The following is an 11,573-nucleotide window of genomic DNA, read 5'->3' as shown; positions in this document are numbered from 1 at the left end:
ACCGCGCCTACGGCCAGATTAGCCGTCTAGACAAAGGCAAAATCGACAACCCGCTACGTTTTCAGGGGCAGTACTTCGATCAGGAAAGCGGGCTGCACTACAACCGTCATCGCTACTACAATCCGGATATTGGTCGTTATCTGACGCCGGACCCGGTGAAGTTGGCGGGTGGGATCAATGGGTACCAGTATGTGCCCAACCCTACGGGGTGGGTGGATCCGTTAGGCTTGAGCACATGTCCAGGTGGAGACGAATGCAAGCCTAACGCTCCTCCTATTTTTTTGAAGCCGAGCGTTAATGAAGGCGCGCCCGCTCTACCTCAACTGGCGCACACTCAACGACAGACGAGAATAGATGAACTGGCAGAGGCAAATGCAAAACAAAAAGTACTGGATTGGGAGCAGAAATACGATATGCACTCGGTTGAAAAGCATGGCCCAGAGATACCAGACAACGCTTTAAAGCAAAGATCTATTGATGGAACAAATCCGACCACTGGGGCGAGAGAAACTATTAATTCCAGCTCCCAATTTAAAACCTGGGGAATGCAGCTCCACGCTATAAATAAAGCCATGGGTAGGATGCAAAGCGACCCACCATTTCCTACAGGTCTTGATGGAAGAGGTAACCCCGTGGTTATAGTCGAGCTACCCGGAGCCGGTCGAGGCTACAAACCTAACCGCAGGGACGTAAACGATCCTAAGTACATTGAAAACATGGACAGAGCGGAGGTCAGATTTGACAGAAACAATCCAACTCGGCCATTCACTGCATTCCCTAAGTGAGCAGACAATGCTGAAATGCCCATTCATGAATACTCCTTACACTCCTAATATCTCTCATATATTGGGAGCTCTATCGATATACGATCTTGAGGAGACAGCTGGCAAAGAACTATGGAAGTACGACCCTAACAACGAGAAAGACCGAGAAACAATCATAATTTCTTTTATTCTGAAGGACCTCATGTATCTGTCATATAGACATCGCTTCGTATTGATGTCTGAACTCAGAGATGTGCTGGACAACCCCGACTTTGACTTCTCGAAAGAATTCGAAAGCGATTACGACGAATACATAACTATGGCTTGGGACGAAACAGAAATCGCCGACCCTAGAGGCTTCTTCGCCGATATCTACCGTTTAGCCAATAAGGTCTGGAAAGACGACCTCGAAAAAGCCAGCCTCGAAGACCAGTCAACGTGGTAACACCGCCACTCTCCCTGACAACCCAAACCCTGTGACGAGCGTTTGCCCCCACAGGGTTTGCACTGCCCTTAAATCCCAGCCAACGCCAAGTCCATAGCGAAATAAGTGAAAATCAAGTCCGCCCCCGCACGCTTGATCGCCCCCAACGTCTCACGCACGACCCGATCCTCATCGATCGCGCCCGCCTGGGCGCCGAACTTGATCATCGCGTATTCGCCGCTGACCTGGTACGCCGCCACCGGCAGGCGCGAGGCTTCGCGGATGTCGCGGATGATGTCGAGGTAGGCACCGGCCGGTTTGACCATCAGTGCGTCCGCGCCTTCCTGTTCGTCCAGCAGCGATTCGCGCACGGCTTCGCGGCGGTTCATCGGGTTCATCTGGTAGCTTTTGCGGTCGCCCTTGAGCGCGCTGCCGCCGGCTTCGCGGAATGGGCCGTAGAGGGCCGAGGCGAATTTGGTCGAGTAGGCCATGATCGGGATATGGGTGAAGCCGGCTTCATCCAACGCGCGGCGGATGGCCTGGACCTGGCCGTCCATGGCGGCCGAGGGGGCGATCACGTCGGCACCGGCGCGGGCGGCGGCAACAGCCTGCTTGCCGAGGTTGACCAGGGTCGCATCGTTGTCGACATGGGCACCGTGCATTACGCCGCAGTGGCCGTGGTCGGTGTATTCGCAGAAGCACGTGTCGGACATCACGATCATGTCCGGCACCGCGTCCTTGATGATTGAGGACATCCGCGAAACCAGGCCATGTTCTTTCCAGGTGTCGCTGCCGTTGGCGTCCAGGTGGTGGGACACGCCGAAAGTCATCACCGACTTGATACCGGCACGGGCATAGCGCTCGATCTCAGCAGCCAGCTTCTTTTCCGGGATGCGTTGCACGCCGGGCATGCTGGTGATCGGCACGAAGTCATCGATTTCTTCTTCGACGAAAATCGGCAGCACCAGGTCGTTGAGGGTGAACTCGGTTTCCTGGAACAAGCCACGCAGCTCCGGGGAGCGGCGCAGGCGACGGGGGCGGGCTTGGGGGAACTGGCTGGTCATGGCTGTCCTGAAAAAATGGCTGAAAATCTTTGGGGCGAAAGCTTATGCCCCAAGGCCCCGGCAGTACAAACGCCAAGGGGCCAACAGTGTATTGCGGGGGCCGTAATAATGTATTGATCTAGAGCTGTAGACGCCCTTCGATGCACACCGCGACGGCGCCGCCGACCCAGATTTCATCGCCCTGGCGCTCGACGCGAATACGCCCCGCACGCCCCATGGCCGTGCCCTGGCTGACCACGTAGCACTCAGGCGCGAGCCCTTCGCTGAGCAGCCATTGCGCGACGCCGGCATTCAGGCTGCCGGTGGCCGGGTCTTCCTGGGCCCCGTCGCCTGCGACAAAGGCACGCACCTCAAATTGCGCGTCCACGTCGTCGCGAGCAGGGTTGCAAGGTGCAATTACGCCGACGGCCAGTCCCAGCAGTTGCGAATAGTCCGGCTGCAAAGCCAGGACTTGATCACGCTCAGCCAGCATCACCGCGAGCCACCCCGCCCCATTATCAACCCACTGGCTGCGCACAATGCTGTCCGGCGCCAACCCCAACCCCAGTCGTACGCGCTCCAGCAAGGGCGCATCCACGGCACCTGAGCGCAGCAACGGCGGTGCAATAAATGCCAGCTCAGCGCCTTGGCGCCGGATACGCACCAGGCCGATTTCACACTCCTGGATGATCTCCTCACCTTTGGGCACCCCACCCGCTTGCAGCCATGCATGGCAACTGCCCAGCGTCGGGTGCCCGGCGAACGGCAACTCCTGCAAGGTGGTAAAAATTCTCACCCGGTAGTCAGCCCGAGCATCCCGCGGTGTCAGCAAAAACGTGGTTTCACTGAGGTTTGTCCACTTGGCAAAATCGGCCATCTGCTGGTCGCTGAGGCTATCAGCCCCCAGGACGACGGCCAGCGGATTGCCCTTGAGCGCCACGCTGCTGAATACATCCAGTTGTTTGAAATCGAAAGTCGGCATGCGTCAGCTCGGAATACTCAGGCCACGGATCACCGCCGGCCGGGCGACAAAGCCATCCAGCGCGCGCAGTACGTTAGGGAAGTCGGCAATGCCGACCAGATCGCCCGATTCATAGAAACCGATCAGGTTGCGAATCCATGGGAAGGTGGCAATGTCTGCAATGCTGTAGTCATCCCCCATGATCCAGGTGCGACCAAGCAGGCGCTTTTCCAGCACCTCCAGCAAGCGCCGGGATTCGGCGGCGTAACGGTCACGGGGGCGTTTATCTTCGTAGGCCTTGCCGGCAAATTTGTTGAAGAACCCCAGCTGGCCAAACATAGGGCCGATGCCGCCCATCTGGAACATCAGCCATTGAATCGTTTCATAACGTGTCGCCGGATCCTCAGAGAGCAACTGGCTGGTTTTTTCTGCCAGATAGATCAGGATCGCGCCCGACTCGAACAACGCCAGCGGCTGGCCCGCCGGGCCGTCGGGGTCGATGATCGCGGGGATTTTGTTGTTGGGGTTCAGGGACAGGAACTCGGGGGAAAACTGGTCCTGGGTCTCGAAACTGACCTTGTGCGCCTCATAAGGCAGGCCCAGTTCTTCGAGCATGATCGAGACTTTTACCCCGTTGGGCGTGGGCAGCGAGTACAGTTGCAGGCGCTCAGGGTGCTGGGCGGGCCATTTACTGTTGATCGGGAAGGCGGCGATTGAGTTCATCGAGATGATCCCTGAGGCAGAAAGCCCCCATGATAGTCATCTGAGCGGTGTCCTGCATGGGTCATCAATGCGCAACATCAGCCGGCTATTATCCCGCGTGGGCGAACCAATACGCCCGAGGGCACTCTTAAGTGCGCTTGAACGGTGAATGGAGGCACCTCGCTATACCGACACGGAACACCGCAGGACGCCCCTGGCGTCACTGGGGCCAGGCTTGTCCGCCTTAACGTGACGCACGAAGACTCGAACCTATAATGAAGATCAAGCCTCTGCGCCTTGTGCAACGCTTCAAACGCTATTCGTACACCCTGCTGCCACTGCTGCTGGTGAGTGGCGCCTTGGTCGCCGCCCTCGACGCCCGTGAAAGCCGCGCCCAGCCGGTGGACGGCGTGCAAACCCTGGTGTTCCTGCGCCACGCCGAAAAACCTGCCGGCGGCCTCGGGCAGCTCAATTGCCAGGGGTTGAACCGTGCGATGAACCTGGCCACCCTGCTGCCGGAAAAATTCGGCAAGGCCAACTTCGTCTTCGCCGCCAACCCGACCCGCAATGTCGAGGAAGGTGAGCTGGACAACTCCTACAGCTATATTCGCCCATTGATGACCATCAGCCCCAGCGCCATCAAGTTGGGCCTGCCGGTGAACATCAAGTTCTCGGCGAATGACACCAGCGACCTGGCCGACGAACTGGTGGAAGACAAGTACCACAATGCCACCATCTACACCGCCTGGTCCCACGGCTACCTGCCGGAGCTGATCAACAAGGTCGCGAGCGAAGCCTCCGGCGAAAAACACACGATTACCGACGACTGGTCCGGCAGTGACTACGACACGCTGTACGTACTGACCCTGACCTGGCACAACGGCAAAGCCTCCCTGCTCAGCCGCAACTACAAGCAGGGCCTGAACGACGGTGAGGAAACCTGCCCGCAACCCACACAGGTGAGTGCCGAAAGCTGAGGGCGTATGATGCTGCGCTATTGACTCATCTGCGGACTCGCCCTCATGCCCAACCTCGCCTCCACCCAGCCCAACCGGGGCTGGTCGTTCTGGTGGAAACCAGCACTCTTCCTATTGGTGGCCTGCGTCGGCCTCTACTACGTGAAGTGGTCGCCCTACTACCTCAAGGCGTTTGTTGCGGCTGACAACCACAGCATCGGCGCCTCGATCCTCAACGATCAACAAAGCTCACCGCTGGCAGCGGCACTGGCCTACGCCCAGGTGTATTTCCTGGCGATCTGGAAGGCTGCCGTACTGGCGGTGATTCTCGGCTCGCTGCTGCAAGTGCTGATCCCCCGCGACTGGTTGCTGCGCCTGTTTGGCCGTGCCGGCCTGGGCTCGACCTTGCGCGGCGGGCTGCTCGCCTTGCCGGGGATGATGTGCAGTTGCTGCGCGGCCCCCGTCGCGGCGGGCATGCGTCGCCAGCAGGTATCGGTGGGCGCGGCGCTGGCCTTCTGGATTGCCAACCCGGTGCTGAACCCGGCGACGCTGGTGTTCATGGGCTTTGTACTCGGCTGGGGCTTTACCGCGTTGAGGCTGGTGGCGGGCATTGTGCTGGTGGTGGGTGTGTCGCTGGTGGCGCAGCGCATCGCGCGGCCTGACCAGGTGCCGGAAGTCGCGCTGGACGCGGTGACCGAGGCCAGCCAGGTCGAAGCGCAACCGTTCCTCAGTCGGTGGCTGCGGACCCTGTGGCAGCTGTTCTGGAGCACCATACCGATCTATATCCTGGCGGTACTGGTACTCGGCGCCGCGCGGGTCTGGTTGTTCCCCCATGTGGACGGCGCCATGGCCAACAGCCTGGTATGGCTGGTGCCCCTGGCGATTGTCGGCACGCTGTTTGTGATTCCTACAGCGGCGGAGATCCCTATCGTACAAACCATGATGGCCCTGGGCATGGGCACCGGCCCGGCCGTGGCCTTGCTGATGACCCTGCCCAGCGTGAGCCTGCCGTCGCTGTTGATGCTGCGTAAGGACTTCGATGCGCGGGTCCTGGTGACGGTGGCCGGGCTGACCATGCTGGTGGGCGTGGTGTGCGGGTTGATCGGCGCGCTTATCCTCTAAGGGCGCGCTCGCGCAGATAGGCCGTGACGGCGCCCTGCTCTCCCGCAAACTCGATCCGTGCGCCTTTGCTTTCACGCTGAAAGGCGTACATCGGGTCGTAATATTCGCGCAACAACCCTTCAATCCAGGCGCGATGCAGGTCCACGGCGCCGCTGCGCAACTGTTCCGCCAAAGCGTCCTGCATGATCGCCTGCAAGCGCTGAAAGCGCTCGCCGCCCAGGCGCTTGTGGATATTGGCCAGGCTCTGGGTCAGGCGCTCGGCAAACAACGCCTGGCCTTGTTCGCCAAACACCGAGATAAACTCTGCGCACAGGTCCACCACGTAATCACGCAGGATGCGCTCGACGCGGCCTTCGACGCTGTCTTCCAGCCACACCATCGGAAAGGCCTGCATGCCCTTGTGCAATGGCAGCGGCAGTGCGCAGCTGCCGATCATGCGGCTTTCATCCTCGACCACGAACTGCTCGATGCCACCCGCGCGTTTTTTCAACAGGTCCACCGCCAGGCGGTTTTCGAAGTCGATAGTGGAGGGTTGCGCCGTGGCGCGCTTGCCGAAGCTGGAACCGCGGTGGTTGGCGTGGCCTTCCAGGTCCAGGGCGTTGCGCAACTGGCCGAGCACTTCGGTCTTGCCGGTGCCGGTCATGCCGCCCAGCAGTACGAAATCACATTGGGCTGCCGCCTGATCAAGGGTCTCCAGCAGGAAGGTCCGCATGGCCTTGTAGCCACCGCCGACCCGGGGGTACTCGATTCCGGCTTCGGTTTTCAACCATTGCTGCACGATCTGCGAGCGCAGCCCGCCACGGAAGCAATACAAGAAACCGTCAGGATGGGCCTGGGCAAACCGTGCCCATTGTTCGATCCGTTCAACCTTGATCGCCCCCGACACCAGCTCATGCCCCAGTACAATGGCGGCTTGCTGGCCCTGCTGCTTGTAGCAGGTGCCGACGCGTTGACGCTCGTCATCGGTCATCAACGGCAGGTTGATCACGCCTGGGAACGCGCCCTTGGCGAATTCGACCGGCGCGCGGGTGTCCATCATCGGCCGGTCGTTGAGGAAAATGTCGCGGTAGTCGGTGATGTCAGTTGCCATCAAAACACCTCTACCGCGTGGGTCTGTCGCTCAACCAGCTCGCCGATTGGCTCAAGGTCCAGGCCCAACTCGGCGGCCACCGCGTGGAATTCGGCGTCGCCTTCCGGGGTCACGGCGATCAGCAGGCCGCCGCTGGTCTGCGGATCGCACAGTACACGCTTGTGCAATTCCTGCAGGCGCCCGAGTTTGCGCGAATAACTGTCGAAGTTGCGCAAGGTGCCACCCGGCATGCAGCCCTGGTCCAGGTAGTCTTCGATCCCCGGCAGACGTGGGACTTTGTCGTATTCGATGCGTGCGGTCACCCCGCTGCCGTCCGCCATTTCCACCAGGTGGCCCAACAGACCGAAACCGGTGACATCCGTCATTGCCGTCACACCGGCCAACTTGCCGAAACGGCTGCCGGGCTTGTTGAGGGTGCACATCCAGTCACGGGCCAGGCCGATATCCGCCTCGCGAAGCTTGCCCTTCTTTTCCGCAGTGGTGAGGATGCCGATGCCCAACGGTTTGGTCAGGTACAGCCGGCAGCCCACCGTGGCGGTGTCGTTGCGCTTCATATGGCGTTTTTGCACGATGCCGGTCACGGCCAGGCCGAAGATCGGCTCGGGGGCGTCGATGGAGTGCCCGCCCGCCAGGGGAATGCCGGCTTCGTCGCACACCGAGCGGCCGCCACGGATCACTTCGCGGGCGATCTCCGGCGCCAGCACGTTCACCGGCCAGCCAAGAATGGCGATGGCCATCAGCGGATCGCCGCCCATGGCGTAGATGTCGCTGATGGCATTGGTGGCGGCAATGCGGCCGAAGTCGAAGGGGTCATCGACAATCGGCATGAAAAAGTCGGTGGTGGAGACCACGCCACGCTCGTCGTCGATGGCGTACACCGCCGCGTCGTCCCGCGAGGCGTTGCCCACCCACAGGTTGGGGTCGAGGTTCTGTGCGCCGCTGCCGGCAAGGATCACTTCCAGCACCTGGGGCGAGATCTTGCAGCCACACCCCGCGCCATGGCTGTACTGGGTAAGGCGAATCGGCTCGTTCATGGTGGACCTCAAGCTATCAAGTGGGCGGATTCTAGCAGACAGCAAAAGGCCGGCTGGGCTCTTGTGAGCACAGCCGGCCTTTGGGGTTGCAGCGTTACTGGCGGGCAGCGAGCAGACGCTTGTGACGGTTGCGCCGAGCGATGTTCAGGCACTCGATGGCCGCCGAGAAGGCCATGGCCGCGTACACGTAGCCTTTAGGCACATGGGCGCCGAAGCCTTCGGCGATCAGCGTCATGCCGATCATGATCAGGAAGCCCAGGGCCAGCATTACCACGGTCGGGTTGTCGTTGATGAACTTGGCCAACGGCTCGGCCGCCACCAGCATCACGATCACCGAGGTCACCACGGCGATGATCATGATCGGCAAGTGCTCGGTCATGCCCACGGCGGTGATGATGCTGTCGATGGAGAACACCAGGTCGAGCAACAGGATCTGCCCGATGGCGGCGGCAAACCCGATCGCCACGACATTGCCGGCGCTGGTTTTCTCTTCAGGCTCCGGGTCCATGCTGTGATGGATCTCGGTGGTGGCCTTCCAGACCAGGAACAGGCCACCGGCGATCAGGATCATGTCCTTCCACGAGAACGCCTGGCCGAGCACTTCGAACACCGGCGTGGTCAATTGCACGATAAACGCAATGGTGCTCAACAGGCCCAGACGCAACACCAACGCCATGCTGATACCGATGCGTCGCGCCTTGGCCCGATGTTTCTCCGGCAATTTGTTGGTGAGGATCGAGATAAAGATCAGGTTATCGATGCCCAGCACGATTTCCATCACGATCAAGGTGGCCAGAGCGATCCAGGCAGTGGGGCTGGCGGCCAGTTGTAAAAGGTAATCCATAGGTCAGTCCTGACGTTGTGCTGGGGAGATTAGGTTTCTTTGGTGTTCGATTCAGACTCGTTTTCTTCCTGATCGTCCTTTTTTTGTGGACTGATCAGGCCGTTTGTCGCTTCACTCAATGCCTGCTCGGCAGCCTTCTGGGTGTCATCGATGGCTTGCTTGGCCGACTCGGTGGCCTTGCCCATGACCTGTTGCGCGCTTTTTTCGACCTGATCGCAACCGCTGATCATCACCAATGAAAGCGCAAGCAACGATGCCGCGCCCAGGGAATTGAGCTTCATGATGTCTTCCTCGTTAGAACCATTGGGTCCAAATAGTGGCCCCGCGATAGCGAGGCATTCTATGCACGCAAACAGTTCAGGAAAATTCGTATTTTTCTCGCGTATACTTCGGCTTTTACGAAGTGACGATCATCATGCTCAATTACCGACAGTTGCATTACTTCTGGGTAGTGGCCAAGACCGGCAGCATCGTGCGCGCCTGCGAGCAACTGAACCTCACGCCCCAGACCATCAGCGGGCAGATCAGCCTGCTGGAGCAAACCTACGGGATTGCGCTGTTTCAGCGGGTAGGCCGCCAGCTTGAACTCACCGAAGCCGGGCGCCAGGCCCTGCCCTATGCCGAACAGATGTTCCAGACCGGCAATGAACTGGAGGCGATGCTGCGCGCGCAGCCCGATGAGCAACAGATCCTGTTTCGGGTCGGGGTGGCGGATGTGGTGCCCAAGTCCATCGTGTACCGGCTGATCGCGCCGACGATGGAGTTGAGCGAGCCCCTGCGCATTACCTGTCGCGAAGACAAACTGGAGCGTTTATTGGCCGACCTGGCGATTCAGCGCCTGGACCTGGTGATCTCCGACAGCCCCATGCCCTCGCACCTGGACATCAAGGGCTACAGCCAGAAACTGGGGGAATGTGGCATCAGTTTTTTCGCCACCCAGGCATTGGCTGACAGGTACGCCGGTGATTTCCCACAGTGCCTGCACGGCGCGCCGCTGTTGATCCCCGGCGCGGAAACCGTGGTGCGCAGCCGCCTGCAACGTTGGTTTGCCGAGCAGCAGATCCAACCGAAGATCATCGGCGAGTTCGATGACAGCGCCTTGATGCAGGCATTTGGCCAATCCGGCAGCGGGATTTTCATCGCGCCCAGCGTGATCGCCGACGAGGTGGTGCGCCAGTACGGCGTGGCGTTGATTGGCCAGACCGATGCCGTCACCGAGTCGTTCTACGCGATCTCGGTGGAGCGCAAGGTCAAGCACCCCGGCATCGTGGCGATTACCGAAGGTGCACGGCGAGAATTGTTTACCGCCCTGCCCTGACGGCTCAGGCGTTGGAAGCGACCGCTGGCTTGGCGGTCATCAGCCACAGCGCCAGCAGGATCGACACCAGGATAAACCCGGACGCGGCGAAGCCCAGGCTGCCCAGGCCGAGGGTGTCGATCACATGCCCGCCGACCATCGCCCCCAGGCCGATCCCCAGGTTGGCCCCGGCGATATTCAACGACGCCGCAAACGCCGGCGCATGGGGCGCGGCCTTCATCAACCGCACATGGCTGACCAGGAACATCGCCGCCTGGGTCACGCCCCACACCGCCATCGCCGCCGCCAGGCCGACCGTGGAGTGAATCGCCGGCACCAGCGCGACCATGCCGGCGATCATGAAACCGCAGAACACCATCGAGGCGATCAGCGGGTGACGGTCCACCGCACGCCCGCCCAGGGAGTTGCCGATCAGCCCGACCGCGCCGAAGCCCATCAAGCACCAGCCCACCAGCGTGCCGTCGAAACCCGCCAGGCGCTCAAGGATGTCCGCCAGGTAGGTGTACGCCGTGAACATGCCGCTGAACACCAGGATCGACAGCAGGATATGGCCCTGCATCAGCGGGTTGCGCAGGATCTTGAACTGCGAACGCAACGACACCTGGTCGTTCTTCGGCTGGGTCACCGGCAGGTAGATAAACAGCAGCAAGGCCTTGGCCAGCGCGACCACGGCGAGGATCGCAAACGCGGAACGCCAGCCGAACATATCGGAAATCAGCGTGCCCACTGGAATACCGAACACCGTGGCGCAGACGATGCCGAAGCCGATCTTCTCGATGGCGCGCCCGGCGTATTCGGGACCGACGATATCCACCGCCGTTTCACTGGCCAGGGCCCAGAACACCGGCAGGCCCAGGGCCGGGATCAAACGCGCCAACGCCATCACCCAGATATTCGGCGCCAATGCGGCCACGGTATTGGCCACGCCGAACAGGATCAGGATGCTGATAAACAGACGCTTGCGTGGGAAACGGGCGCAGTACGCGGTCAGAAACGGGCCAAAGGCCGCCACGGTAAACGCAAACAACGTTACCAGCAGGCCGGCCTGGGACACGCTGACGTTGAGGTCCCGGGCGATGGACGGCAACAGGCCGACGATAACGAATTCTGTGGTCAGCACGGTAAAGCCGGCGGCCGACAGCAGCAGGATGGGAAACAGCATGAAAACTCCAGAAACGACGACATCAACGACAGCCCGAAGGGCCCGCTGACGGATAGGAAAGGTGAGAGGGATGAATCTTAACAGAGTATGTCCGGGTTTTGCGAAGCCCCGGTGACCCAATGCCGCAGCGGCCGGGACGGGCCCAGCAGCATG

General features: G+C 60.6%; 13 protein-coding genes. 5 read left to right on the top strand and 8 right to left on the bottom strand.

The window, feature by feature from the left end; all coding sequences use genetic code 11:
* Window positions 1–785 (top strand): RHS repeat-associated core domain-containing protein (locus J1G35_RS20950; protein WP_223015912.1); only part of this gene is annotated, 785 nt, incomplete at its 5' end.
* A 7-nt stretch (window positions 786–792) separates the two neighbouring features.
* On the top strand, window positions 793–1,209 hold the full coding sequence (locus J1G35_RS20945; protein ID WP_223015911.1) for a hypothetical protein: 417 nt from the start codon (window positions 793–795) through the stop codon (window positions 1,207–1,209).
* 68 nt (window positions 1,210–1,277) lie between these two features.
* Here J1G35_RS20945 and hemB read toward each other — a convergent pair whose 3' ends face one another.
* The 3 genes from hemB to J1G35_RS20930 all read right to left on the bottom strand — a co-directional run bounded on the left by hemB (window position 1,278) and on the right by J1G35_RS20930 (window position 3,915).
* Window positions 1,278–2,252, bottom strand: coding sequence for a porphobilinogen synthase (hemB, locus tag J1G35_RS20940; protein ID WP_223015910.1), 975 nt, complete (start codon window positions 2,250–2,252; stop codon window positions 1,278–1,280).
* A 118-nt stretch (window positions 2,253–2,370) separates the two neighbouring features.
* Window positions 2,371–3,213: a PhzF family phenazine biosynthesis protein gene (locus tag J1G35_RS20935; protein ID WP_223015909.1), complete on the bottom strand. Its 843-nt coding sequence runs from the start codon at window positions 3,211–3,213 to the stop codon at window positions 2,371–2,373.
* 3 nt (window positions 3,214–3,216) lie between these two features.
* Window positions 3,217–3,915, bottom strand: coding sequence for a glutathione S-transferase N-terminal domain-containing protein (locus J1G35_RS20930; RefSeq protein ID WP_053132155.1), 699 nt, complete (start codon window positions 3,913–3,915; stop codon window positions 3,217–3,219).
* Between the two features lie 254 nt (window positions 3,916–4,169).
* Here J1G35_RS20930 and J1G35_RS20925 point away from each other — a divergent pair, with 254 nt between their 5' ends.
* Both J1G35_RS20925 and J1G35_RS20920 read left to right on the top strand, forming a co-directional pair.
* Window positions 4,170–4,871, top strand: a complete 702-nt coding sequence (locus J1G35_RS20925; protein ID WP_053132158.1) for a hypothetical protein — start codon at window positions 4,170–4,172, stop codon at window positions 4,869–4,871.
* A 45-nt stretch (window positions 4,872–4,916) separates the two neighbouring features.
* Entirely contained in the window at window positions 4,917–5,972 is a 1,056-nt protein-coding gene (locus tag J1G35_RS20920; protein WP_053132161.1) for a permease, read from the top strand.
* On the opposite strand, the gene mnmH is transcribed toward J1G35_RS20920, so the two are convergent.
* The 4 genes from mnmH to J1G35_RS20900 all read right to left on the bottom strand — a co-directional run bounded on the left by mnmH (window position 5,962) and on the right by J1G35_RS20900 (window position 9,221).
* Window positions 5,962–7,062 carry a tRNA 2-selenouridine(34) synthase MnmH gene (mnmH, locus tag J1G35_RS20915; protein WP_223015908.1) on the bottom strand — a complete coding sequence of 367 codons (1,101 nt, stop codon included), beginning with the start codon at window positions 7,060–7,062 and terminating at the stop codon, window positions 5,962–5,964. The two genes, J1G35_RS20920 and mnmH, sit on opposite strands and share 11 nt — an antisense overlap.
* Window positions 7,062–8,096, bottom strand: coding sequence for a selenide, water dikinase SelD (gene selD, locus J1G35_RS20910; protein ID WP_053132166.1), 1,035 nt, complete (start codon window positions 8,094–8,096; stop codon window positions 7,062–7,064). Before selD ends, mnmH begins: the two co-directional genes overlap by 1 nt.
* Window positions 8,097–8,190: 94 nt before the next feature.
* Window positions 8,191–8,940, bottom strand: a complete 750-nt coding sequence (locus J1G35_RS20905; protein ID WP_053132168.1) for a TerC family protein — start codon at window positions 8,938–8,940, stop codon at window positions 8,191–8,193.
* Between the two features lie 29 nt (window positions 8,941–8,969).
* Window positions 8,970–9,221 carry a hypothetical protein gene (locus tag J1G35_RS20900; protein WP_053132170.1) on the bottom strand — a complete coding sequence of 84 codons (252 nt, stop codon included), beginning with the start codon at window positions 9,219–9,221 and terminating at the stop codon, window positions 8,970–8,972.
* Between the two features lie 134 nt (window positions 9,222–9,355).
* On the opposite strand from J1G35_RS20900, the gene nhaR reads away from it, so the two are divergent.
* A complete protein-coding gene (gene nhaR / locus J1G35_RS20895) occupies window positions 9,356–10,258 on the top strand; it encodes a transcriptional activator NhaR (RefSeq protein ID WP_053132172.1) in 903 nt (300 codons plus the stop codon).
* Between the two features lie 4 nt (window positions 10,259–10,262).
* Here nhaR and J1G35_RS20890 read toward each other — a convergent pair whose 3' ends face one another.
* Window positions 10,263–11,420 carry an MFS transporter gene (locus J1G35_RS20890; RefSeq protein WP_053132174.1) on the bottom strand — a complete coding sequence of 386 codons (1,158 nt, stop codon included), beginning with the start codon at window positions 11,418–11,420 and terminating at the stop codon, window positions 10,263–10,265.
* Window positions 11,421–11,573: the final 153 nt, after the last annotated feature.

This window comes from Pseudomonas sp. SH10-3B, assembly GCF_019891415.1.
Taxonomy (GTDB): domain Bacteria; phylum Pseudomonadota; class Gammaproteobacteria; order Pseudomonadales; family Pseudomonadaceae; genus Aquipseudomonas.
This window is presented reverse-complemented; position numbering and strand designations above follow the sequence as displayed.